Origin of the sequence: Acinetobacter soli, assembly GCF_018139125.1 — a bacterium.
Classification (GTDB): Bacteria; Pseudomonadota; Gammaproteobacteria; order Pseudomonadales; family Moraxellaceae; genus Acinetobacter; species Acinetobacter soli.
The window spans coordinates 1,579,687-1,602,256 of record NZ_CP073241.1; the positions used below are offsets into that span (position 1 = coordinate 1,579,687).

Annotated in this window: 24 protein-coding genes and 1 pseudogene; 16 read left to right on the top strand and 9 right to left on the bottom strand. The window is 42.4% G+C overall.

Annotated elements, in window-relative coordinates:
• Positions 1–113 precede the first annotated feature (113 nt).
• Positions 114–1,520 (top strand): glutamine synthetase family protein, encoded by a 1,407-nt coding sequence (locus KCV09_RS07225; RefSeq protein ID WP_373869355.1) that lies wholly within the window; start codon positions 114–116, stop codon positions 1,518–1,520.
• A gap of 83 nt (positions 1,521–1,603) precedes the next feature.
• Here KCV09_RS07225 and KCV09_RS07230 read toward each other — a convergent pair whose 3' ends face one another.
• Positions 1,604–2,986 carry a Do family serine endopeptidase gene (locus KCV09_RS07230; RefSeq protein WP_151815474.1) on the bottom strand — a complete coding sequence of 461 codons (1,383 nt, stop codon included), beginning with the start codon at positions 2,984–2,986 and terminating at the stop codon, positions 1,604–1,606.
• A gap of 223 nt (positions 2,987–3,209) precedes the next feature.
• Between KCV09_RS07230 and nadB the strand changes: the two genes are divergently transcribed.
• Positions 3,210–4,850 carry an L-aspartate oxidase gene (nadB, locus tag KCV09_RS07235; protein ID WP_119025927.1) on the top strand — a complete coding sequence of 547 codons (1,641 nt, stop codon included), beginning with the start codon at positions 3,210–3,212 and terminating at the stop codon, positions 4,848–4,850.
• Between the two features lie 21 nt (positions 4,851–4,871).
• On the opposite strand, the gene tmk is transcribed toward nadB, so the two are convergent.
• From tmk to pabC, 3 genes are read right to left on the bottom strand one after another with little or no spacing between them, the layout of a single operon-like run.
• Positions 4,872–5,480 (bottom strand): dTMP kinase, encoded by a 609-nt coding sequence (gene tmk, locus KCV09_RS07240; RefSeq protein ID WP_004939272.1) that lies wholly within the window; start codon positions 5,478–5,480, stop codon positions 4,872–4,874.
• A 9-nt stretch (positions 5,481–5,489) separates the two neighbouring features.
• Complete coding sequence (mltG, locus tag KCV09_RS07245) at positions 5,490–6,554, bottom strand: endolytic transglycosylase MltG (protein WP_151815472.1); 1,065 nt, start codon at positions 6,552–6,554, stop codon at positions 5,490–5,492.
• A gap of 1 nt (position 6,555) precedes the next feature.
• Positions 6,556–7,368, bottom strand: a complete 813-nt coding sequence (gene pabC, locus KCV09_RS07250) for an aminodeoxychorismate lyase (RefSeq protein ID WP_104124118.1) — start codon at positions 7,366–7,368, stop codon at positions 6,556–6,558.
• A 172-nt stretch (positions 7,369–7,540) separates the two neighbouring features.
• On the opposite strand from pabC, the gene KCV09_RS07255 reads away from it, so the two are divergent.
• The 6 genes from KCV09_RS07255 to KCV09_RS07280 all read left to right on the top strand — a co-directional run bounded on the left by KCV09_RS07255 (position 7,541) and on the right by KCV09_RS07280 (position 13,013).
• Positions 7,541–8,542, top strand: coding sequence for a sulfate ABC transporter substrate-binding protein (locus KCV09_RS07255; protein WP_212515728.1), 1,002 nt, complete (start codon positions 7,541–7,543; stop codon positions 8,540–8,542).
• A 22-nt stretch (positions 8,543–8,564) separates the two neighbouring features.
• The gene (locus KCV09_RS07260; RefSeq protein ID WP_119025929.1) at positions 8,565–9,170 is read left to right on the top strand and encodes an alpha/beta hydrolase; all 606 of its coding nucleotides are present in this window, start codon (positions 8,565–8,567) and stop codon (positions 9,168–9,170) included.
• A gap of 74 nt (positions 9,171–9,244) precedes the next feature.
• Complete coding sequence (gene cysT / locus KCV09_RS07265; RefSeq protein WP_004939286.1) at positions 9,245–10,078, top strand: sulfate ABC transporter permease subunit CysT; 834 nt, start codon at positions 9,245–9,247, stop codon at positions 10,076–10,078.
• On the top strand, positions 10,075–10,965 hold the full coding sequence (cysW, locus tag KCV09_RS07270; protein WP_025094972.1) for a sulfate ABC transporter permease subunit CysW: 891 nt from the start codon (positions 10,075–10,077) through the stop codon (positions 10,963–10,965). The genes cysT and cysW overlap by 4 nt, the downstream gene beginning before the upstream one ends.
• 10 nt (positions 10,966–10,975) lie before the next feature.
• Positions 10,976–12,037: a sulfate/molybdate ABC transporter ATP-binding protein gene (locus KCV09_RS07275; protein WP_004939291.1), complete on the top strand. Its 1,062-nt coding sequence runs from the start codon at positions 10,976–10,978 to the stop codon at positions 12,035–12,037.
• Between the two features lie 52 nt (positions 12,038–12,089).
• Positions 12,090–13,013 (top strand): CysB family HTH-type transcriptional regulator, encoded by a 924-nt coding sequence (locus KCV09_RS07280; protein ID WP_151976339.1) that lies wholly within the window; start codon positions 12,090–12,092, stop codon positions 13,011–13,013.
• A gap of 57 nt (positions 13,014–13,070) precedes the next feature.
• On the opposite strand, the gene carO is transcribed toward KCV09_RS07280, so the two are convergent.
• The gene (carO, locus tag KCV09_RS07285) at positions 13,071–13,802 is read right to left on the bottom strand and encodes an ornithine uptake porin CarO (protein ID WP_025094973.1); all 732 of its coding nucleotides are present in this window, start codon (positions 13,800–13,802) and stop codon (positions 13,071–13,073) included.
• A gap of 302 nt (positions 13,803–14,104) precedes the next feature.
• Between carO and dapD the strand changes: the two genes are divergently transcribed.
• The 5 genes from dapD to KCV09_RS07310 all read left to right on the top strand — a co-directional run bounded on the left by dapD (position 14,105) and on the right by KCV09_RS07310 (position 17,394).
• The gene (gene dapD, locus KCV09_RS07290; protein ID WP_004939296.1) at positions 14,105–14,926 is read left to right on the top strand and encodes a 2,3,4,5-tetrahydropyridine-2,6-dicarboxylate N-succinyltransferase; all 822 of its coding nucleotides are present in this window, start codon (positions 14,105–14,107) and stop codon (positions 14,924–14,926) included.
• Between the two features lie 112 nt (positions 14,927–15,038).
• The gene (gene queE / locus KCV09_RS07295; protein WP_004948660.1) at positions 15,039–15,749 is read left to right on the top strand and encodes a 7-carboxy-7-deazaguanine synthase QueE; all 711 of its coding nucleotides are present in this window, start codon (positions 15,039–15,041) and stop codon (positions 15,747–15,749) included.
• 24 nt (positions 15,750–15,773) lie between these two features.
• A complete protein-coding gene (queC, locus tag KCV09_RS07300) occupies positions 15,774–16,445 on the top strand; it encodes a 7-cyano-7-deazaguanine synthase QueC (protein WP_025094974.1) in 672 nt (223 codons plus the stop codon).
• Positions 16,446–16,458: 13 nt separating this feature from the next.
• Positions 16,459–16,869 carry a hypothetical protein gene (locus KCV09_RS07305; protein ID WP_151808278.1) on the top strand — a complete coding sequence of 137 codons (411 nt, stop codon included), beginning with the start codon at positions 16,459–16,461 and terminating at the stop codon, positions 16,867–16,869.
• 60 nt (positions 16,870–16,929) lie between these two features.
• On the top strand, positions 16,930–17,394 hold the full coding sequence (locus tag KCV09_RS07310; protein WP_076032037.1) for a peroxiredoxin: 465 nt from the start codon (positions 16,930–16,932) through the stop codon (positions 17,392–17,394).
• A gap of 46 nt (positions 17,395–17,440) precedes the next feature.
• Here the strand turns inward: KCV09_RS07310 and KCV09_RS07315 are convergent, their stop codons facing one another.
• Positions 17,441–18,004 carry a nicotinate-nicotinamide nucleotide adenylyltransferase gene (locus KCV09_RS07315; RefSeq protein WP_151815470.1) on the bottom strand — a complete coding sequence of 188 codons (564 nt, stop codon included), beginning with the start codon at positions 18,002–18,004 and terminating at the stop codon, positions 17,441–17,443.
• A gap of 100 nt (positions 18,005–18,104) precedes the next feature.
• On the opposite strand from KCV09_RS07315, the gene KCV09_RS07320 reads away from it, so the two are divergent.
• Both KCV09_RS07320 and KCV09_RS07325 read left to right on the top strand, forming a co-directional pair.
• Positions 18,105–18,905 carry an enoyl-CoA hydratase-related protein gene (locus tag KCV09_RS07320; protein WP_151791789.1) on the top strand — a complete coding sequence of 267 codons (801 nt, stop codon included), beginning with the start codon at positions 18,105–18,107 and terminating at the stop codon, positions 18,903–18,905.
• Positions 18,906–19,021: 116 nt separating this feature from the next.
• The gene (locus KCV09_RS07325; protein ID WP_025094977.1) at positions 19,022–19,804 is read left to right on the top strand and encodes a nitroreductase family protein; all 783 of its coding nucleotides are present in this window, start codon (positions 19,022–19,024) and stop codon (positions 19,802–19,804) included.
• Here KCV09_RS07325 and KCV09_RS07330 read toward each other — a convergent pair.
• Together KCV09_RS07330 and KCV09_RS07335 are read right to left on the bottom strand one after the other, a co-directional pair.
• Complete coding sequence (locus KCV09_RS07330) at positions 19,788–20,120, bottom strand: NGG1p interacting factor NIF3 (protein ID WP_151815469.1); 333 nt, start codon at positions 20,118–20,120, stop codon at positions 19,788–19,790. The genes KCV09_RS07325 and KCV09_RS07330 overlap by 17 nt on opposite strands.
• A 919-nt stretch (positions 20,121–21,039) precedes the next feature.
• Positions 21,040–21,117 (bottom strand): annotated as a pseudogene (locus tag KCV09_RS07335) (NGG1p interacting factor NIF3); the annotation flags it as partial.
• Positions 21,118–21,239: 122 nt separating this feature from the next.
• Here KCV09_RS07335 and KCV09_RS07340 point away from each other — a divergent pair.
• Positions 21,240–22,433 carry a YbfB/YjiJ family MFS transporter gene (locus KCV09_RS07340; protein WP_151815468.1) on the top strand — a complete coding sequence of 398 codons (1,194 nt, stop codon included), beginning with the start codon at positions 21,240–21,242 and terminating at the stop codon, positions 22,431–22,433.
• Here KCV09_RS07340 and KCV09_RS16410 read toward each other — a convergent pair.
• Positions 22,420–22,539 carry a KGW motif small protein gene (locus tag KCV09_RS16410; protein ID WP_004939335.1) on the bottom strand — a complete coding sequence of 40 codons (120 nt, stop codon included), beginning with the start codon at positions 22,537–22,539 and terminating at the stop codon, positions 22,420–22,422. The two genes, KCV09_RS07340 and KCV09_RS16410, sit on opposite strands and share 14 nt — an antisense overlap.
• Between the last annotated feature and the right edge of the window lie 31 nt (positions 22,540–22,570).

The window sequence follows — 22,570 nt, forward strand, 5'->3', positions numbered from 1 at the left end:
TATTGTCATTGAAAAAGTTACGCAGAATTTACGTTACATCTTGCTGTGCTTCATCTACGCTTTTGAGCACGATACAAAGATAGGTTTAAAACATGAGTAGCCTGATCGTTTCAATGTCAAAGCAAACCCCACGTCGCTTTTCAGTGAGCTCATTGCCCATTGACCTTGAAGCGCCTACCACCGCACATTCTAAAAATAACAGCTCTGCGTTTTTGCAGGAAGTCGAAGAATACCTGAAACGCTATCCAAATACACAACATATTGATGTATGCCTGCACGATCTCAATGGTCATATTCGTGGCAAACGCATCGATATCAACAGCCTGCGACAACTCGATAAAGGCTGCTATTTCCCCCTATCGGTCTATGCCATGAATCTAGATGGAAAAGTCAATGAAGAGACGGGTTTAGGTAAATATATTGGCGAGCCAGACCGATTATGCCGTCCTATTTTAGGGAGTTTAAAACCCGCAGCGATTCAACCTGAACTCAACGCTCAGGTGTATGTTTCAATGCAAGATGACACGCTAATAGACTGTCCCTATGAACCTCGGAATGTGCTCAAGAAAATTGTCAATCAGCTACATGCTGAGCAGTATTATCCAGTGATGTCGGCCGAGCTTGAGTTTTATTTGTTTGATATCACCGCCCGCTCACATGATGCCCTGCTCAGTAATCAAAGCTTTGATATGGACATGCCTGAACGAGATTTACAGGTGCTGCAAGAAATTGAACGAATTGCGAAATTACAGTCGATTCCCATTACAGGCCTAGTCGCAGAATCTGCCATGAGCCAATATGAGATCAATATTCTACATCGTCCTGATATTCTGACCTTGTGTGATCAGATCCTGTCGTTAAAACGTATTGTTAAGCAGGTCGCCAAACAATTTCATATGCAGGCCTGTTTCTTGGCAAAACCCGATTTGCATCAGGCTGGAAGTGGCATGCATTTTCATCTGAGTATCTGCGATTCAAATTTGCAAAATCGCTTTCGTACCTCTTCGCCAGATCAACCCTGCAATGCATTACAACAAGCCATTAGTGGATTGGTCGATTTAATGCCTGCTTCCATGGCAATTTTAGCACCCAACATCAATTCTTATCGTCGTTTTCAACCCGGCCAGCATGTGCCTATGGAAGCCAACTGGAATATCAATAACCGCAATGTGGCCATCCGCATTCCCTGTGCAGATGCAGAGAATCAACGGCTCGAATATCGGGTAGCTGGTGCAGACTGTAATCCCTATTTAACCGTAGCGGTGATTTTAACGGGAATTTTACATGGTATAGAGCACTCACTGGAAATGCCTAAACCTTCCCACCAAATCAAGCAGCTTCACGAACATATTTTTTTACCTCAGCAGCAACTAGATGCACTTGATCGGTTTAAAAATAATACAACACTCCAGCACTATCTAGGTCGAGAGTTTTGCGAGCTCTGGCACACCTTAAAGTACGCCGAACATCAACACGTTTATCAGCAAATCACCAGTGCCGAAAAAGCATGGGACTTATAATAATAACAACACGTTTAAAACAACAAAAAGCCAGAAGCAGATGCTTCTGGCTTCAAATTAAGTACGTTTTAACATTGTGCCGATTAGTTAATACGTAAACCCAACATGGCGCGTTGCCCTTGACGAATCAGTGAAATGCGAGCAACCGAATTTTTAGGAAGCGCAGCAACCGCTCTGGCAAACTCGCTGGTATTGTTAATTCGAGTTGAATTGATTTGAACAATCACGTCTCCCGGCATTAAGTTTGAGCGCGAAGCCAAACCGCCACGGGTCACATCCTGCACAAAAATACCGCCCGAAATATCCAGACGCGCTTGTTCATCGGTGGTTAGGTTACGAATTGCCATACCCAATACCGGCCCGTTTTGTGCAGCCGCTTTTTCAGAAGTTGCAGGTGTATCGTCTGGTGCTGTGGTGAGCGTAGCCGCAACATTCATTGGCTTACCGTCTCGAAGGATTTCCAATTGAATCACCTGTTTCGGCATGGTTCGATTCAGATAATTCAGTAGCTCAGAAGTGCGTGAAATCGGGTTGCCATTATATTTCATAATAATGTCCCCTGCCTTTAAACCAACCTTGGACGCAGGTGAACCCGGTGTAACCTGATTAATCAGCGAGCCCTCAGGTTTTGGCAAGTTGTAGGCATCGGCAAGATTCCGGTCAATATCTTGTAGCATTACACCCAAATACGAACGTGTGACTTTGCCCTTGGTTTTTAATTGCTGTGCAACGTCCATTGCCACATCAATTGGAATGGAGAACGACAACCCCATATAACCGCCTGTACCGCTGAAAATTCTGGAATTGACCCCGACCACTTCACCTTGCTGATTAAATAGTGGGCCGCCTGAGTTGCCCGGATTTAATGCTACATCGGTCTGGATAAAGGGCACTGAGGTTTCGCCCACCATATTGCGTGATTTTGCACTGACAATCCCCGCAGATGCCGAATAATCAAAACCAAACGGCGAACCAATTGCTAAAACAGGCTGTCCTACTTTCAGCTGATCGACATTACCAATTTTTAATGCAGGAAAATTCGCACCATCAACTTTCAATAAAGCCACATCGGTACGTTCATCACTTCCAACCACTTTGGCATCAATTTCACGACGATCATTTAACGTGATGGTAATGCGTGATGCATCCTCAACCACATGATGATTGGTGAGCAAGTAGCCATCCTTGCTGATAAAAAATGCACTGCCGTATCCCGTTTTTTCTTGCGGTGCCTGCTGCTGTGGAATAATGACCTGATTTCCAAAAAAACGGCGTAGGATTTCAGGAACTTGCTGCTGTAATAGCTCCTCTTGCGTCATTTTCTTAACGACACTGACACTGACCACCGCCGGACTGACTTGCTCGACCAGATTGGAAAAGTCCACAGGTGCTGCTGCATTTACCTGTGCAGCTGCCACGGTAAACGTCACCGCATACAATCCTTTTTTTAAATAACTATTACGCATCACAAATTACACCTACACAATTCGCTTCAATCGTTTTGTTTTTATCATAAGATTTTTAGACATTTCGTAATAATATGTTTAATTAGTGGTGGCAAAACAAGACCTTAGTTTTCCGTTACAAAAATGAAATATGATTGAAATTTTTATTCACCTCAAACCGGTCGAAGTCTTGCCTTTTTTGCAAAAAAGCGTTGTTATTATCAGACTTTTTTAAAATTAGCTGATGGACATGTCTAATTTAAATTCTACGCATCAGTTTGATGTGATTATTGTGGGCAGTGGCGGAGCCGGCTTAAGTCTCGCACTTTCACTTCCGAGCCATTTCAATATTGCGATTTTGGCCAAATCTTCTCTCACTGAAGCCAGCACATTTTATGCGCAAGGCGGCGTAGCTGCTGTACTCGATAAAACCGACTCTATTCAACAACACATCGACGACACTATGGTTGCTGGTGCGCACCTGTGTGAATTAGATGCGGTCAAGCAAACCGTGGAAGGCGGACGTCCATCCGTTGATTTCTTATTAAAACAAGGGGTTGAGTTTACTCTCGATGAAGATGCACAGCTTCACCTGACCCGTGAAGGTGGACACTCGCAGCGTCGTATTATTCATGCAGCCGATGCAACCGGAAAGGCCATTTCGACCACATTAGTGCAGCGTGCACAAGAGGCACCCAATCTCACAATTTTTGAAAATTTCGTCGCCATTGATGTGATTAGCCTGCATAAGCTTGGACACACAGATCAACCCAATCGTGCAGTAGGTTTATACGCACTTGAAGAAGCAACAGATCGAATCCATACATTTTTGGCGCCTTTTACCGCATTGGCTTGCGGTGGTGCCATGAAGGCTTATCTGTATACGTCTAACCCGGATATTGCAACAGGTGACGGGATTGCGATGGCCTATCGTGCAGGTTGCAGGGTTGCCAATATGGAATTCAACCAGTTTCATCCCACCTGTTTGTATCATCCACAAGCACGCTCATTTCTGATTACTGAAGCCATGCGCGGTGAAGGTGCCTACTTACGTTTACCCGATGGTGAACGTTTTATGCTTCGATTTGATTCACGTGCAGAATTGGCGCCACGCGACGTTGTGGCGCGTGCGATCGATTTTGAGATTAAACGACTCGGTATTCGTCACGTCTGGCTCGACATTACCCATAAGCCGGCAGCATTTATTCAGGAGCATTTTCCCACCCTGTATGCGCGCTTACTGGAACTGGGCATCGATATTACCACGGACATGATTCCAGTCGTACCGGCTGCACATTATACCTGTGGGGGTGTGGTGGTCGACGAAAACAGTCAGACCGATCTTGAAGGGCTATATGCGATTGGTGAAACATCGTACACCGGATTGCATGGTGCAAACCGTATGGCCAGTAATTCACTGCTTGAATGCTTTGTTTATGGGATGGGCGCAGCATCTGATATTGAGCGAAAATTTACTCAACCGTTTGATTTTCCAGATGTGCCTGCATGGGACGACTCACAAGTGACCAATGCCGATGAAGATGTGGTGATTTTACAAAACTGGGATGAGCTACGTTCAACCATGTGGAATTATGTGGGGATTGTTAGAACAACCAAGCGTCTACAGCGTGCACTGCATCGCATCGAAATGCTTAAAAGTGAAATTACCGAATATTATCAAGATTACCGCGTCAGCAAGAATTTGATTGAACTACGGAATTTGGTATTGGTGTCCGAGATGATTGTACGCTGTGCCATGCAGCGCAAAGAATCACGCGGCTTACATTACACACTGGACTATCCAGAGCTTGGCTCAGAACTTCGAAAAACGGTGCTCACTCCACCTCATTTTGAAGTGGAGCAACCGCTCGTCAATCTGGCATAAAGGCCTAGCACGAATCTAAAGTCAGATTCGTGCTTCTAAATGCTCGAGCGCAGCTTCAAATACTCGATCTGGCGCTTGTGTCGCATCCAGACGCTTGACGCGTTCTGGATATTGCAGGCTCAACTCTTCATAACCTGCACGAACACGACTAAAAAAAGTCATTTTTTCTTGTTCAAAACGATCCAGCTCTCCACGCTCGCGCGCACGCGACATCCCCAGCTCAATCGGTGCATCTAACCAGAAGGTCAGCTCAGGCATACAATTGACAAAGGTTTGATTCAAAATCGAGAGTTTGTCTTTACTTAAACCACGGCCAGCACATTGATAAGCATAGCTGGCATCGGTAAAACGATCGCTCAGAACCAGTTTCCCCTGTTTCAATGCAGGCTGAATGACTTCTTGAATATGCTGCGCACGCGCCGCGTACATTAGCAATAGTTCAGTGTCTGAACTCATACTTTCGCTATGATTAACAGCAAGCAGTAAACTGCGAATCTGTTCTGCAAGCGGTGTCCCTCCCGGTTCACGGGTAAGTACCACCTGCTGACCGGCTGCCTCAAAATATTCGTACAGCTTACGAATTAGCGTGGTTTTTCCTACACCTTCCGTGCCTTCAAAACTAATAAACATTCAAATACCTTAATTTTTCGATCTTAACACGGACAAATACTGTTGAACCGCTTGATTGTGCTCCTGCAAAGTCGCACTAAATTTATGCCCGCCGTTGCCAGTAGCAACAAAATAAATATTGTCAGAATTGTCTGGATGCATGGCAGCCTCAATGGCTTTTTTACCCGGCAATGCAATTGGGGTTGGGGGTAATCCAGCCATGGTGTATGTGTTATAGGCAGTAGGTGTTCGCAAATCCTGACGGGTAATATTGCCGGTATAGCGCTCACCCATACCGTAAATAACAGTCGGATCTGTTTGCAATCGCATACCCAATTTTTGACGACGTACAAACACGCCCGAAACTTGACGTAGCTCTGAATCCAAACTGGTTTCTTTTTCAATAATCGAGGCCATAATCAACGCCTCATATTTATTTTTATACGGCAGACCCGGTGCTCGCTTTTGCCACGCCTCATCTAAGGTTTTCATTTGATAGCGATACAAATCGATTAGGATTTTTTTATCCGACTCACCTTTGGCAAAAAAATAGGTGTTTGGTGCAAATAGTCCTTCAGGATGATCGTACGGAATATCCAGAGCCTTCAACATTTCTTGTTGCGGTAAATTGACCACGCTTTTTTCAACCAAAGGATCTTTTTTAAGAATCTCGACCAACTGTTTAAAAGTGGTACCTTCAATCACCAAAATACGATTCATTTGCGCATTATCGGCGTTTGAGAGCATTGCCAGAACTTGTCGAATACTCATGCCCTGCTGAATTTCATATACGCCTGCTTTTAAACTGTCATGAATAAAAAACTTTTGATAAATTTTCAAAACGATTGGCAAGCTGACTTTTTCATCACGACCCAGACGGTCGATAAATCGCGTGTAGGTATCACCGGGAGCAATCGACAGCATTTGTTTTTTACCTTCGATTGGGTAGGCACGAAACAAATTACTCCATAGCACCCAAAACATGGCCACTAAGATGATCAATAGTACACATGTGAAACGATGTTTTTTCCACCCCGAAGAAGGCAGTTTTTGCGATGTGTTTTTAGATTTCGGCTTTGTGGGCTGCTTCGACATATCAATCAATCTGATTCAGTTTAAGAGTGTGGAAAAGTGTCAAACATGCCTCGGTACTTAAAGATCGCGAATGCATCCGCGAGGCAATGGTCATCGGATGAAGCGTATTACAAAAAAATAGCGCCTGAACCTGATCGAGTTCATCGAGATGAATCTGACGTTCAAGAATATCGATACCGGCCTGTTGGGCCCGATCCAAAATTTCAGTTCGCATTAAACCGCGAACGCCATTATAGCGAAGTTCGGGCGTAATCCATGCGTTATTTAAGTAAATAAAGCAGTTACTGCTTACGCCTTCAACAATATTCCCGTTTAAATCTGCCACCAGTGCTTCTGCCCAGCCGTATTGATCTGCCTGCTGCTTGAGCAAGACTTGTTCGAGTCGATTGAGCGTCTTAATGCCGACCATATCTGGCATGGTCAATCCGATACGGCGTGGCAAAAGACCGACTTCTACATGCTGCGGTGCGGTGTCACTATAGGCTTGCGGATAGAAAAATACATACAGATCCGCATTATGATCTGGAACGCTATAGCCTCGTGGGCCTTCACCCCGACTGATCAAAAGTTTCAGCGTTCCAGTGAGCACTATCTCCTGATGAGTCAGTTGCTGTAGGCTTTGCTCAATCAGCTTTAAATCAACATTTAATCCCAATTGCTGGCAGGCATAGTTCAAGCGCTCATAATGTCGATTGGCCAGTTGAATCTGCCCTTTCACAATGCGTGCTGTCGAAAAACACCCATCCCCATATTGAAATGCGCGATCCTGTAGAGCAACAGACGCAACGGGTTGAGCATTTTTAAAGCACCACATAGGTAATTTCTCTATTTTTAGGCAGCTTAGTGTAAAACCGAACCATAAAAATGATGCATTTTCTTATTTCTTTTTTATTCATATAAAATTCATTTTTTATTATTTTTTATGGATAGTAACTCATTGTATTCTCCTTTTTAGATTTAGAACTAACCTATTTAAGGATATGAATATGCGATTTGCACAGTTAAAAATTGGGGTACTGGCTGCATTAATCTCCGTTTCTTCATTTGCAGCAAAAGACTTTTTAAACGTGTCTTATGACCCAACACGTGAACTCTACGAAAACTTCAACAAGGAGTTTGGCGCGTACTGGAAACAACGTACTGGTCAAGAGATTAACTTTAAACAATCACACGGAGGTTCTGGCAAACAAGCACGTGCCGTGATTGATGGTTTACAAGCCGATGTGGTTACCCTTGCTTTGGCTGCCGATATCGATGAAATTGCCGATAAAGCAAAACTACTACCACCCGATTGGCAAAAGAAATTTCCAAATAACTCAACACCATATACCTCAACGATTGTATTTCTAGTCCGTAAAGGTAACCCAAAAGGTATTAAAGACTGGAGCGACATTACCAAGCCTGGTGTCGAAATTATTACGCCAAATCCAAAAACCTCAGGTGGTGCACGCTGGAACTACTTAGCGGCATGGGCATGGGCAAAACATAAATATGGTTCAGACGCCAAAGCACGCGATTTTGTGCGCCAAATTTACAAACAGACCAAAGTGCTTGATTCAGGTGCTCGTGGTGCGACCACAACCTTTGCTGAACGCGGTATTGGCGATGTGTTATTGGCATGGGAAAACGAAGCTTATCTGGCGGTACGTGAACAACCTGGCAAGTTTGAAATTATTACGCCTTCGCTTTCAATTTTAGCTGAACCACCTGTGGCAATTGTAGAAAAGAATGTTCAAAAAAATGGCAACGAAAACCTAGCGAAAGCTTATCTAAACTTCTTGTATTCACCTAAAGGCCAAGATATCGCGGCGAAAAACTTTTATCGCCCACGTGATCAAAATATTTTGAAACGCTACAGCGGCACCTTTAAACCACTCAAACTGGTCACGATTGATCAAGAGTTTGGCGGCTGGAAAAAAGTACAAAAGGCACACTTTAGTAATGGCGGCGTCTTTGACCAAATTGTTAAAGAAAATAGCGCAAAATAATTGAGCGTTCAGGAGCATGATGATGGTTCATACAGTAATTGTTCCGGGTGTTGGTGGTAGTGAACAACATCATTGGCAGTCATGGTTACAACGTCAACTGCAGTCATGCTCACGTGTCGAACAAGCCGATTGGCATCGACCTGTACTTTCTGAATGGGTAGAACAACTGGCGAAGCATGTACGCTCAATTCATGGACCAGTACAACTGGTGGCGCATAGTTTTGGCTGTTTAACCAGTTTGGCGGCTTTGAAAGAGCATCCAGATCTGACGCACAAGATCAAGCATTTGACCTTGGTTGCACCCGCGAATCCAGCGCGTTTTGGAGATGCAGGATTCGCCAGAGACAGCACCAACAATTATTTAGCCTATTTTGAATCACTTAAACCAATCGTTCGAACACAGTTGCTGATGAGTGAAAATGATCCGTGGCTACATGTGCAAGATGCACAGCATCTTGCACACTGCTGGAAGTTAAAGGCCGTCAGCCTAGGCCATGTTGGTCATATCAATGTGGCTTCGGGTTTCGGTCCTTTTCCAGAAATATTTGACTACATTCTCCCAGAAAAACAGCGTACTGGATCTGTACGTGCGCGTTACAGCAATCGATTTTTTGGCTTTGCACTGTAAATCAATGTTGGGATTAAGATTTTTTATTTTTCGTTTGCTTGATTGAGCAAACCTGCTCTTTTTCAGGAGTTACCATGTCGCAGCGATCCCGAGTGCTGCCAGGGTTTGGTCTTTCACTGGGCTTTACCCTTGCATATTTATCTTTAATCGTGCTTATTCCATTATCTGCCGTTTTTATCAAATCTCTGGGTGTGGGATGGGATGGACTCTGGGAGATACTGAGTTCAGAGCGCATTCTTAAATCTTTGCAACTCAGTTTTACGACTGCCATGATTGCCGCGCTCATTAATGTAGTGTTTGGCTTGCTTCTGGCATGGTGCTTGGTGCGCTATAGCTTTCCGGGTAAACGTATTGTCGATGCGTTGGTGGATTTACCATTTGCCTTACCTACTGCGGTTGCAGGTATTGCCCTCACCTCGCTATACGCTTCGACTGGCTGGGTGGGTCAGTATCTTGAGCCACTTGGTATTAAGGTTGCATATACACCGATTGGCATTACCCTCGCTTTGGTGTTCATTGGATTACCTTTTGTAGTACGTACTGTGCAGCCGGTTTTAAGCGATATCGAAACCGAACTTGAGGAAGCTGCATCGGCTCTGGGTGCCAACCGTTTTCAAATTATCACCAAAATTATTTTGCCCATTTTATTTCCAGCCTTACTCACCGGTTTTGCCTTAGCGTTTGCACGTGGCGTGGGTGAATATGGTTCAGTGATTTTTATTGCTGGCAATCAACCTTTTAAAACAGAAATCGCACCGCTAATGATTATCTCCAGACTCGAAGAATATGACTATGAGGCTGCAACCACAATTGCGGTCGTAATGCTGGTGATTTCCTTTGTGATCTTGTTTGCGATCAATCTTTTACAAGCATGGGCGAGCCGCCGTACCGGGAGAACAGTCAAATGAGCTTAGTCACCGATAGCCATTTACTGGCAGAAAAGCTTCAAAGCCGTGATGCCACACGCGAGCCCAAGTGGGTTCGTTATACGCTGCTGAGTATTGCGTTACTGTTCTTTTTAAGCTGCCTGATTCTGCCCCTTATTTTGGTCTTTGTAGAAGCATTTCGACAAGGTGTCGAGGTATATATCAATGCACTGATTAATCCAGACACTTTATCAGCAGTCAAGCTAACCTTGCTTACGGCAGCAATTGCGGTACCACTCAATGTCATCTTTGGTGTGGCAGCAGCATGGGCCGTGGCAAAATTTCAATTTGCCGGAAAATCGATACTCACGACCTTAATCGATTTACCGTTTTCAGTTTCACCTGTAATTGCAGGTTTGATGCTGGTCCTGATCTTTGGTATGCAAGGCTGGTTCGGGCCATGGTTTATGGATCATGACATCAAGGTATTGTATGCCGTACCTGCGATTGTATTGGCTACTGTTTTTATTACCGTACCTTTTGTGGCACGTGAGCTGATTCCTTTAATGGAAGCGCAAGGCACTGAAGAAGAAGAAGCGGCGATGGTTTTGGGTGCATCGGGCTGGCAGACCTTTTGGAAAGTGACCTTACCCAACATCAAATGGGGCTTAATTTACGGTGTGATCTTGTGTAATGCACGCGCGATGGGTGAGTTTGGTGCAGTTTCTGTGGTTTCAGGACATATCCGCGGTGAAACCAATACTTTGCCACTGCATGTCGAGATTTTATACAACGAATACACCTTTAGTGCCGCTTTTGCCGTGTCTTCACTGTTGGCGCTACTGGCGATTGTGACCCTGATTTTAAAAACATGGGTGGAAGTGCGTCAGGAAAAACAAAACAAACAACATGATTCAACTTCATCTTGAGGAATGACAAATGAGTATTCAAGTTAAAAATATTGAAAAACATTTTGGTGCATTCCATGCATTAAAAAATATTTCATTAGACTTTCCAGAAGGTGAACTGGTGGCATTGTTAGGACCATCAGGCTGCGGAAAAACAACGCTTTTACGTATCATTGCCGGACTAGAATCGGCAGATGGCGGGCAAGTGTTGCTTGAAGGCACCGATGCCACCGATATTCATGTGCGTGAGCGTCAAGTGGGATTCGTATTTCAACATTATGCGCTGTTTCGCCACATGTCCGTATTTGACAATATTGCCTTCGGTTTACGTGTACGCTCACGGCGGACGCGCCCATCGGAAGCAGAGATTAAAAAGCGCGTAACACGTTTGCTGGATCTGGTTCAACTCGGTTTTTTAGCCGATCGCTACCCTTCTCAACTTTCGGGTGGTCAGCGCCAGCGTATTGCATTGGCCCGTGCACTGGCAGTGGAACCGCGCGTGCTACTGCTTGACGAACCATTTGGTGCGCTGGATGCCAAAGTGCGTAAGGAATTGCGACGCTGGTTACGGACACTGCATGACGAGCTACATATTACCTCGATTTTTGTGACACACGATCAAGAAGAGGCGCTTGAAGTTGCCGATCAGATTATTGTGATGAATAAAGGGAATGTCGAGCAAATCGGTTCACCACGTGAAGTATACGAAAAGCCAGCGACCCCGTTTGTTTTTGACTTTTTAGGACAAGCCAATCGCTTTGATGGACATTATTATGAAAACATCATTCAATTGGGCGATGACAAAATTATTTTACCGAATGCCTCGCAAACACCTCACGGTAAAGTGATAGCATTTGCTCGACCAAATGAACTACATATTCATGCACAACCAACAGATAACACCATTCAAGCTACCTTTTTAAGAGAAGTCTGGATTGCTGGAAAAGTCGTTGCTGAATTACAAGATCGTAATGGCAGACTGATCGAAATTGCCCTGACACCCGATGAAGCACGCCTTCATCAATTTAGACCGAACCAAACGGTTTGGATCAGTGTGTCTCAACTTCATCTTTTTGAAGAACGGGTTGCTTAGAATTAAAAAATGGGGGCAAGTCCCCCATTCTCGTTGAGAGGATCAAGAGAACATGAATTTTCAACAATTACGCATTATTCGGGAAACCGTGCGTCAGAATTTTAATCTGACCGAAGCTTCTGCTGCACTTTACACTTCACAATCAGGTGTCAGTAAGCATATTAAAGATTTAGAAGATGAGTTGGGTGTACAACTTTTTGTTCGCAAAGGAAAACGATTGTTAGGTTTGACAGAACCCGGCCAATCCTTGCTTGGCATTGTTGAACGTATGTTGGTCGATGCAGAAAATATTAAACGTCTGGCCGATGACTTTAACAAAGTTGATGAAGGCACCTTGACTATTGCCACCACGCACACACAAGCTCGTTATGTGCTGCCTCCGATTGTCAATCAATTTAAGAAACTGTTTCCAAAGGTACATTTAATCTTGCAACAGGCCAGCCCAACCGAAATCTCAGAAATGTTGTTGCTTGGTGAAGCGGATATCGGTATTGCCACCGAATCTTTGACCACCGAAGATAATCTGGCCAGCGTCCCTTACTATCAATGGGAACACAGCATTATCACGCCGCAAAATCATCCGCTTGCCAAAGAAGCCGACATTACACTTGAGAAGCTCGCAAATTTTCCAATCATCACCTATCACGGCGGCTTTACTGGGCGTTCAAAAATCGACAAAGCCTTTGAAGATGCCGGCATTGATGTCGATATCGTCATGTCTGCACTCGACGCCGATGTCATTAAAACCTATGTAGAACTCGGAATGGGTGTGGGAATTGTGAATGACGTGGCCTACGATAAAGAACGAGACTATCGCTTGAGTCAACTCAAAACCGGAATTTTTGGCTTAAATACAACATGGATCGCGGTTCGTAAAGGACACTTACTTCGTGGTTATGGTTACGAGTTTATTTCTTTATGCTCACCAGAAGCGGACATTAAGCAGCTTAAAAAAGTGGCTTACCCAGACGAGTAAAATCAAATTTATAAAACAAAAAAAACGGGATTTCTCCCGTTTTTTTTGTTCAAACAATTACCAGTTGTAGCTTACGCCCACTTTACCAACAGGTAACCATTTGTATTTGTCATCGTTACGGATTTTATTTTCTTCAGCCGCCAAATCACGATCAAAATCTGCACCGTTCACATTAACGAATGTACCGTTTGCGTCAAGATTTACACGTGGATTACCTGCATAATAAGCACCGATTTCACCAAAAACGCCCCAGTTTTTAGTCAACTTAGGTGAGAAACCAAGTCCAACGTACGGTGCGATATCGTTTTTATAATCTAGCTTACCGCGAACTTCACCATTAAAGTTATAGTTATTACCATTTACTTTAATTGTTCCGTCAGTTGAGCGCTTACTTAAATCGTAATCGTTATCTAGGTATGCTGCACCTGCCGCAACATATACAGCTTGAGCCCAACGGTTCTGGCTTGCACCCCAAGGACGAATTTCTGCATTTAGGTAAACGTTGTTGTTATTCATATCAACATCGTATTTAGTACCGTTCACAGATAAATCATCGCGCCATGAAATGTCGCCACCATTGTAACCAAGTGCTAGACCTACATACGGGTTTGCTTGCCAAAGCAAAGCACCACCGTAACCTGTTGTGCCTACTTCAGCACGAACACCTACAGGAATGAGCTGCTGCGCGTCAAATGCATAACGGTCATGTACCACAGCATCATCAGCTGATGCAACGCCTGCTACAGCGCTAAGTGCACCTGCTAATGCGAATACTTTTAATACTTTCATTTTCGTCTCCTCAAAAAGAGTAAAGGCTTGTTCTAATAAATCTGATTTCTTTTGGTAAGCCCATAGTAGATGAAATTGTGATTTGTTTTTATACAAAATTTGCTTATTTTCTGTTAATTTTTGATACAAGTTGGCCTTTTAGCTTGTTTTTTAATCAATTTTTATTGAATTTAAATATAATTACTGCTGCAAAAACGCAATGTCTAAATTTTGATTGTTTTTTAATCACGGCAATCATTCAACCCAAGATTCTTTGGCCGTTTTCGTGTAGAATCTTTAAAATTTTTTTTGGAAGGACGTCCATGTCTGAGCTTTCAACGATCATTGAGCAAGCGTTTGAAAATCGTGCCAACTTTACCGCTGCTGATTGCCCTACAGAAATTCGTGAAGCAGTTGAACATGTTATTGCTGGTTTAGACAACGGCACTTTACGTGTTGCTGAAAAAATTGATGGTGAATGGATTGTTCACCAGTGGGTTAAAAAAGCGGTTTTATTATCGTTCAAACTTAACGACAACAAACCTGTTGAATCTGGCGATTTAGCGTTTTACGATAAAGTAGACACTAAATTTGCAGGCTGGACTGAAGCGCAGTTTAAAGAAGCTGGTGTTCGTGTTGTTCCTCCTGCTGTTGCACGCCGCGGTAGCTTCCAAGCAAAAAATGTTGTGTTGATGCCATCTTATGTCAACATTGGTGCTTATGTTGATGAAAACACCATGGTTGATACTTGGGCCACTGTAGGTTCATGTGCTCAGATCGGTAAAAATGTTCACTTGTCTGGCGGTGTAGGTATTGGTGGTGTACTTGAACCACTTCAAGCCAATCCAACGATTATTGAAGATAACTGCTTTATTGGCGCGCGTTCTGAAATTGTTGAAGGTGTAATCGTAGAAGAAGGTTCTGTAATTTCAATGGGCGTATATATTGGTCAGTCGACTCGTATTTACGACCGTGAAACTGGTGAAATTCATTACGGCCGTGTACCTGCGGGTTCAGTAGTTGTACCGGGCAGCTTACCGTCTAAAGACGGCAAGTACAGTCTGTATGCTGCAATTATTGTGAAAAAAGTAGATGCGCAAACACGCTCGAAAACCAGCTTGAACGATTTGCTTCGCGCTGAGTAATTCTCACAGATTAGCGAAATATTGATGCTCTTCGGAGCCTGATTCGCTTCTCGTCTCTACGGTCAAGCCTGATCGTAGAGATTTTTGTTTTTCAACTCTTGGTAATGCTGTAATGACTTCTTTACGTTCTACGACAATTCCAGTGACGGACCCGGCTGCGGGACTACGCATAACGGAAATTTTCTACTCTTTACAAGGGGAAGCCAATACTGCGGGTTTACCAACAGTTTTTATCCGCTTAACGGGTTGCCCTTTACGCTGCACATATTGTGATACCACTTATTCATTTGAAGGTGGGCAACGACTTTCAATTGATGAAATCATAGAAACTGCACGTGCCTACAAAACGCCTTATATTTGTGTGACAGGTGGCGAGCCACTGGCTCAGCCCAATTGTCAGGTATTATTAACGCGTCTGTGTGATTTAGGTTTTGACGTTTCACTGGAAACCAGTGGTGCACTCGATGTTTCAATGGTCGATGCTCGGGTATCAAAAGTGCTTGATCTCAAGACGCCAACCTCTGGTGAAGAGAAGCGTAACCTGATGAGCAATCTTGATCATTTGACTCCTCACGATCAGATCAAATTTGTGATTTGTAATCGTGAAGATTATGAATGGTCCAAACTTCAGGTTGAACAATTTCAACTTGAGAAAAAAGTGAGTACCGTATGGTTCTCGCCTGCTTTTGCCGTTGAGAAAAATGCAGCTAAACTGCCTCAACTGGCTCGTGATTTAGCAGAGTGGATTCTAAACGACCATCTCCCCGTGCGGTTTCAGTTACAGCTCCATAAAATTTTATGGAACGATGAAACGGGTCGTTAATTTAATTTGATTGGAGAATGATATATGCGCCCTCGTGCCATTGTTTTATTGTCAGGCGGCTTAGACTCAACAACCTGTTTAGCTTGGGCACAAGCGCGCTATGAATGCATGGCCTTAAGCTTTATGTATGGTCAACGTTCATCTACAGAGCTAGATGCAGCCAAAGCACTGACTCAACGCGCTGGCGTTGAACATCGCGTGATCAATATCGATTTAGGTAATTTGGGTGGCTCTGCCCTTACCGATCACAGCATTGATGTTCCAGAACAACAACAAGATGGTATTCCGGTGACGTATGTACCGGCTCGAAACACAATTTTTCTCTCGTATGCGCTTGCTGCAGCAGAAGTTTTTGGCGCTGAGGCTATTGTTATTGGCGTAAATGCAGTAGATTATTCTGGATACCCAGATTGTCGCCCAGAATATATCGAAGCGTTTACAAATATGGCACGCTTGGCAACAAAAGCGGGTGTAGAAGGAAAACCTCTTACATTTGAAACACCTTTGTTACATTTATCCAAAGCGAATATTATACGTCTTGGTATTGAACATGGCGTAGACTATAGTCAAACAGTTTCTTGCTATCAGGCTGATACGCAAGGCCGTGCTTGTGGTAAATGTGATAGCTGCCGCTTACGTAAAGAAGGTTTTATTGAAGCTGGCGTCGCAGATCCAACACGCTACATACCGCAATAATAAGGTACTATTTATGAAATTTTTGAATACCAAACTTTTACTTTCTTCTGTAATGGCATCTGCAGCTTTGTTTGCATCTGTAACTCATGCAGACGACAACAAACTTCAGCAAGCCTACAAAAGCACAAATGTAAAAGGTGCTTTGATCAATCTGTGTAAAGAAGAGACTGCTAAAGGTAATAAACTGAACAGCGCAGAAGTAGGCAAATATTGTTCATGTGCAGTAGAAGCAGACGGCAGAATGACCAATGCACAAAAATGGGAAATTCAAAGCGCGATTAATGCTAAGAAAAGCCCAAGCACATTGGCTTTCGTACAACAGCAAAACAAAAGCCTTCAAACTTGCTTAGGCCCTCAGTTGACTTCAAAACTTAAAACTTTAAGTGAAGAAGCTATGAAAGCCGCACCAGCAGCGAAAAACTAAGTTCATTTTAAAATGACATTACAAGCCACATTATGTGGCTTGTTTTTTATGGAGAGAACAATGAGTAATGTAGAAATTCAATTACCGGATCAAGTGTTTCCAACTACAACGGGTGAAATTAATTTATCTGATTTAGATAACGAATGGTTGGTGATCTATTTTTACCCAAAAGACTCCACCCCGGGTTGTACAACACAAGCAGTTGGCTTTTCTTGCTTGAAAGATCAGTTTGATGCTCTGAATGTTAAAATTGTTGGTGTATCACGCGACTCGGTCAAATCACATCAAAACTTTACAGCAAAGCAAGCACTCACCATCGATTTGATCAGCGATAAAGAAGAAGTGTTGTGTAAGCATTTTGACGTAATCAAAGAAAAAAATATGTACGGTAAAATGGTGATGGGGATTGAGCGCTCAACCTTTATTTTTCACAATAAAAAATTAGTCAAAAGCTATCGTAAAGTGAAAGCAGCTGGGCATGCAGAACAGGTGCTTGAGGATATTCAGGCGCTTCAAGCCAACTAATCTAGTCCAATAGACTTCGCTTAGAGCGAAGTCTATTGTCAACATATTAAAGATTTGAGCTGTCGTGATAAGAAAATTTGTGCTGTAACTCTCGATAGGTATCAGTTTTTTGAAAAGCCTTCAAAAATGCAATGGTGCCTTGTGGAAAAGCAGACTCATCAATGCAACCCTCATAGAACGCTTCACGCAGCGGCGTGGCCGACATAGACTGCTTTAGGCTGTCCAGTTCAACCATGTGCCACTCTGGAAACAACTTTAAGTAGTAGGATGACTCATCCTTAAAATGGCCAATTAAACCAATCTTACTTGTGGATGGAGCCAGCGCATAAACACCAGATTTAACTTGCTCAACCCACTTTTTATCGTCATAGACATCAATAATGGGCGCAAACAAAATACGTGTTTGCTGTTCGGGTGTAAAATTTGACAAGATCATGTCTTGTCGCTCTGCCGCCAGAAACGGATTTTTAATATTTCGCTCTACCTGAGCCGACCCCAAAGCAATAATCACTTGTCGACTCTGCTGTAATGCAATTTGAATCGTTTCAAGATGAGCCAAATGAAAAGGCTGAAAACGCCCAATAAAAACAAGGTAATCAAACGTATACATATATCAACTTAACTTCAATGAACTCATCAGTTGCTTTTTTCAAGCAGTTTTAGGACATAATGAGCCGCATAGCCTTTTATAAATAACCAAGGATAGTACGATGACACTACAATGTATTCAACAACCTCATCAACATTTACAAGCAAATTTAGAAAATGGGGTGCTTACCTTAGCGCTTAATCGTGCAGAAGCAAAAAATGCACTTTATGGCGAATTATATCTTTGGCTGGCAAAAGCGCTCGATGATGCTGATGCATCGTCTGAGGTTCGAGTGGTTGTGTTACGTGGTGTTGATGCAGATTTTTCGGCTGGCAATGACATGAAAGACTTTATGTCATTTATTCAAAAACCGCATGAAGGCAAAGCTGGCGATCAACCACCTTTTGTCTTGTTAAAATCGGCTGCGCGCTTTTCAAAGCCACTTATTATTGCAGTTCGCGGTGTCGCCATTGGTATTGGAGTGACCATTTTGCTACATGCAGATATTGTTTACGCCGACAATACGGCGTTGTTCCAGATTCCATTTGTCAGCCTAGGACTGTCACCTGAAGGAGCTGCAAGCCGTCTGTTGGTGCAACAAGCAGGATATCATCGTGCGGCAGAATTACTGTTTACTGCACAAAAATTTAATGCCGAAAAAGCGCTACAAGCCAGTTTGATCAACCAGATTTCAGAAGATGTCTATACATTAGCAAACAAAACGGCTCAACAGTTATCTGCCCTTCCTTTAGCTTCCATCAAGCAGTCTAAAGCCCTGATGAAGCAAGACCTCTCTGAGATTATCGACTGCATTGACAAAGAAGCCGAAATTTTTATGCAACGTGTACAATCGGCAGAAATGAAAGAAGCGGTGCAAGCTTTTATGCAAAAACGCCAACCTGATTTCTCACAGTTTGCCTAATTATTATACTTCAATACAATCAATCGCTTAATCATCAGTTTTGTGATACATTTTTTTAACATCACAAAATTGATGCAGTGATATGCTCATTTTATTGTCTCGCTTAAGTAAAGATCATGACCACGACTTCTCACGATTCAGCAACCTCAGATTCAACTGAAAAAAAACGCTATTTTGAGCCTGCACCTCAAGATATCGATGTCGATAACTTTCGTAAAGTGCTTGAAAGCAGACGCTCGGTACGCAAATTTACCGATAAAGCCATTCCTACTGAGGTCTTAGATGCCTGTCTGGATTTGGCCCTACTGGCACCAAACTCGTCAAACCTTCAGCCATGGACATTTTATGTAGTGCAAAATCCAGCCAAGAAAAAGCAGCTGGTTAAGGCTTGCTTAGGGCAATTGGCTGCAAAAACAGCGTCAGAACTGATCGTCTGTGTTGCGCGTACCGATCGTGTTGATGAAATGGCCAAGAAAAATATTTCTGAATTTCCATTTAATGAACCGCCTAAAATGGTTAAACAGTATTACCGTTTTATTCCGTTCAACTACAAAACCGGCTATTTCAACGCACTGGGAAATTTAAAAAAAGTGGCTTTTAAAGTGGCCAGAACACTGGATCGCCAGCTGCCTGTGACGGCATTTAATCCAGCCGATGCAAAGCTTTGGGCTGCAAAGAGTACCGCACTGGCCTGTGAAAATCTGGTCTTGTCATTACGAGCCTATGGATTTGATAGCTGCATGATGGAAGGCTTTGACGAGCCAATGGTTCATAAGCTGCTTAAACTCAATGACGAGCAATTTCCCATTATGGTCATTGCGGCGGGTGAACGTGCCACAGATGGTGTGTTTTATCCACAGTACCGATTTGATCGTAAGCTGTTTATTCAGAAAATCTGATTGAATCAATATCTACCATTTGAATAAATTCAAATGCGGGTTCTTCATACGGATGAATTGCACTTAAGGCCAAGGCAACTGCTTTGGCCTTTTGTTCAGATACAATCGTTTCCACACGCCATTCTTCAAGCTGCTCTAGAGCGTCTAGTTGCCCTAAAAAAGGTTGAGCATCTTTAACTGGTTTAAATTGTCCAATACCTTTTACTTGCCAAGCGCACTGCTCATAATGACCAACACCGCCTGCCCCGGCGGCAAAAATTGCAGCTTTGGTCGATTCCAGATGAGATTCAGGTACGTAATAAATTAGTTTAAGCATTAACTTACTGCCAAAAATCAAAGTAGTTCAAGTTATTTCATAATATCATAAATAAAATACAAGCTATCTCAAAATATATTATAAAAAAATTTAAATCTTCTTATTATAAGAATCATCAAGAAAGAAATATTATAATTCTACTCTATATTTTAATCACTTTAACTATTAAGAATTAATAAATATTTAGGTTTTTTATAATTCAGTTTATCTTAATAAAATTTTCTTCAATATGATCTGATAAAATTTTTATTAATTCATTCTTTTTATCGGCCACTACTGGAATAAGATATATCGATTTAGAGCTTTTGATACCCACGCAATCGAAAAACTCTTTTTTAAAACCATTTCTATACTGAATACGATAGGATTCACCAACTACAACTTCAAAGTCTTTAACAGTAACAGTTAAGAACCAACATATATTCAGTTTTATTAAGTTCTCCTTAAAAGAAAAGCTAAACACAGTGTAACGATAAGTTTTGAAAATCTTTATTATTATAGCAATAATACAAAAAAACCTAAGAGTACTGGATATAAATAATATAATGATATATTAAAATCAAAATAATATACTTGTAAAGCGTTCGATTCAAAAACAGACGGAAATAAGAATAATGTACCAGCAGAAAGAAATATTAATAAAAATATCTCACCTAATATCAATTTTATACAAGAAGGATTAATAAAATAATCATACTTACTTAAATTCATATATATACAAATTTTTAATCTTATTCATTAAAATATAAAAATTACAATAAATTCTTATAAAAACATTAGAAATTATAATCATTACATCTTTAGAATTAATTTTAACATATAATATTTTCAAGTCTAGAAATATCAAATCTAACGAGAAAAATTTATTAATTTTTTATAAATCAAAATATTTACAGACTAAATTAAATACATAACAAACTCCTTCTACAGCGGCAAAAATTGCAGCTTTGATCGATTCCAGATGAGATTCAGGTACGTAATAAATTAGTTTAAGCATATAAAATTCCTAATAATTTTAAATAGTGGTTATAGATTAATGATATTCGAAGCGAACCAAAGCATGGTATTTTAGCTGTTCCAAATACAGCTGTCAGATCTATAGATGGAGCTTATAGTAAGATGACACTCACCGCCTCCTCGCCACGCCCAGCCGAAACGTTACTTATCCTGTTCGCAGGCATTTCAAGTTTAATTGTGGCACATGGTCTAGGGCGATTTGCATTTACCCCCTTACTGCCTTATCTCATTCAAGATAATGTGATCACACTTGCTCAAGGGGCTAATCTCGCAACTTGGAATTATATTGGCTATTTGGTCGGTGCACTGGTGGCAGTCTCTCTACATGGACGAAACAGCACGCAAAGTGTGCTGATCTGGGCATTACTCGTCAATGCAGGATTGACTATTTTGCAAATTATCACAACAGATTATACGTTTTTTCTACTGCTGCGTTTATGCAATGGTATCACCAACGGGCTGGTGTTTGTGCTGGTCCCTGCGCTGATTCTTGAATGGTTGGCAGAGCATCATAAAACACAATTAAGCGGGCTGATGTTTACAGGCGTGTCGATTGGGCTCATTTTAGACAGTATATTAATCGACTGGTCATCGGCATGGTTTAGCGGACAATTGCGCTGGATTCCAATCGGGTTGATGGCGCTGCCGCTGGCGTTATTTAGTGTCTGGCAACTTAAGAAAATTACATTATCTTCTCGCCCTACAGCCGTCATTCGTTCATCACGCTTACTAGACCGAAACAGTACTCCGTTATTTATCGGCTATGCAGGTGCTGGCTTAGGCTATATTTTACCGATGACATTTTTGCCTACACTAGCACATGAGTTAATTCGTAACCAGCCATTTATTCTGACCAATATCTGGCTAATTACGGCACTTTCTTGCCTAATCTTGTTACCTTTCTGGAATAAGCTTGGTGCAAGTACCAATGACCGCTTTGCACTGATTTGTTCTTATATTGTGCAAATTTTAAGCTTGATTGCTGTATTGATCTTTCATAATGCAATCGGTGTGGTGATCTGCGCGATTTTGATGGGTGGGAGTTTTATGGGGACTGTGGTGTGCTCTCAGCGAATTGCGCGAATCTTTCAACCGCATCAAGGCCCTAAACTGTACGCAGCGCTGATTAGCCTATATGCTGGCACCCAACTGATTGGACCGTGGCTGGCTAAACTCTGGATTGATCATGGCGGGACATTACTGCAAAGCTTTTACATGGGCTTGGCAGCTCTGATCTGGGGCCTGCTCTGGACACTGCGTACACCGAATCCCGCGAATGTCGTTACGACACATTAAGGCGTAAATAATTTGCCACAATCCAGAGCATTTCCAGACTCATCACCATGCCAAATAACCACCACCCTCTGCGTTTGTGTTGAACTGTGTGCTTATTAGAATACATTGCAGATACATCCTTTTTTTATTGTGCTGAT

Excerpts from the sequence above, each read along its gene's own strand:
- KCV09_RS07320 (WP_151791789.1), top strand. The coding sequence starts at position 18,105 with ATGACACTACAATGTATTCAACAACCTCATCAACATTTACAAGCAAAT.
- KCV09_RS07305 (WP_151808278.1), top strand. The coding sequence starts at position 16,459 with ATGAAATTTTTGAATACCAAACTTTTACTTTCTTCTGTAATGGCATCT.
- KCV09_RS07225 (WP_373869355.1), top strand. The coding sequence starts at position 114 with ATGTCAAAGCAAACCCCACGTCGCTTTTCAGTGAGCTCATTGCCCATT.
- tmk (WP_004939272.1), bottom strand. The coding sequence starts at position 5,480 with ATGTTTATTAGTTTTGAAGGCACGGAAGGTGTAGGAAAAACCACGCTA.
- KCV09_RS07280 (WP_151976339.1), top strand. The coding sequence starts at position 12,090 with ATGAATTTTCAACAATTACGCATTATTCGGGAAACCGTGCGTCAGAAT.
- carO (WP_025094973.1), bottom strand. The coding sequence starts at position 13,802 with ATGAAAGTATTAAAAGTATTCGCATTAGCAGGTGCACTTAGCGCTGTA.
- cysW (WP_025094972.1), top strand. The coding sequence starts at position 10,075 with ATGAGCTTAGTCACCGATAGCCATTTACTGGCAGAAAAGCTTCAAAGC.
- queC (WP_025094974.1), top strand. The coding sequence starts at position 15,774 with ATGCGCCCTCGTGCCATTGTTTTATTGTCAGGCGGCTTAGACTCAACA.
- dapD (WP_004939296.1), top strand. The coding sequence starts at position 14,105 with ATGTCTGAGCTTTCAACGATCATTGAGCAAGCGTTTGAAAATCGTGCC.
- KCV09_RS16410 (WP_004939335.1), bottom strand. The coding sequence starts at position 22,539 with ATGTATTCTAATAAGCACACAGTTCAACACAAACGCAGAGGGTGGTGG.
- KCV09_RS07275 (WP_004939291.1), top strand. The coding sequence starts at position 10,976 with ATGAGTATTCAAGTTAAAAATATTGAAAAACATTTTGGTGCATTCCAT.
- mltG (WP_151815472.1), bottom strand. The coding sequence starts at position 6,554 with ATGTCGAAGCAGCCCACAAAGCCGAAATCTAAAAACACATCGCAAAAA.
- KCV09_RS07230 (WP_151815474.1), bottom strand. The coding sequence starts at position 2,986 with ATGCGTAATAGTTATTTAAAAAAAGGATTGTATGCGGTGACGTTTACC.
- KCV09_RS07315 (WP_151815470.1), bottom strand. The coding sequence starts at position 18,004 with ATGTATACGTTTGATTACCTTGTTTTTATTGGGCGTTTTCAGCCTTTT.
- KCV09_RS07330 (WP_151815469.1), bottom strand. The coding sequence starts at position 20,120 with ATGCTTAAACTAATTTATTACGTACCTGAATCTCATCTGGAATCGACC.
- KCV09_RS07310 (WP_076032037.1), top strand. The coding sequence starts at position 16,930 with ATGAGTAATGTAGAAATTCAATTACCGGATCAAGTGTTTCCAACTACA.
- pabC (WP_104124118.1), bottom strand. The coding sequence starts at position 7,368 with ATGTGGTGCTTTAAAAATGCTCAACCCGTTGCGTCTGTTGCTCTACAG.
- KCV09_RS07325 (WP_025094977.1), top strand. The coding sequence starts at position 19,022 with ATGACCACGACTTCTCACGATTCAGCAACCTCAGATTCAACTGAAAAA.
- KCV09_RS07255 (WP_212515728.1), top strand. The coding sequence starts at position 7,541 with ATGCGATTTGCACAGTTAAAAATTGGGGTACTGGCTGCATTAATCTCC.
- KCV09_RS07260 (WP_119025929.1), top strand. The coding sequence starts at position 8,565 with ATGGTTCATACAGTAATTGTTCCGGGTGTTGGTGGTAGTGAACAACAT.
- cysT (WP_004939286.1), top strand. The coding sequence starts at position 9,245 with ATGTCGCAGCGATCCCGAGTGCTGCCAGGGTTTGGTCTTTCACTGGGC.
- KCV09_RS07340 (WP_151815468.1), top strand. The coding sequence starts at position 21,240 with ATGACACTCACCGCCTCCTCGCCACGCCCAGCCGAAACGTTACTTATC.
- queE (WP_004948660.1), top strand. The coding sequence starts at position 15,039 with ATGACTTCTTTACGTTCTACGACAATTCCAGTGACGGACCCGGCTGCG.
- nadB (WP_119025927.1), top strand. The coding sequence starts at position 3,210 with ATGGACATGTCTAATTTAAATTCTACGCATCAGTTTGATGTGATTATT.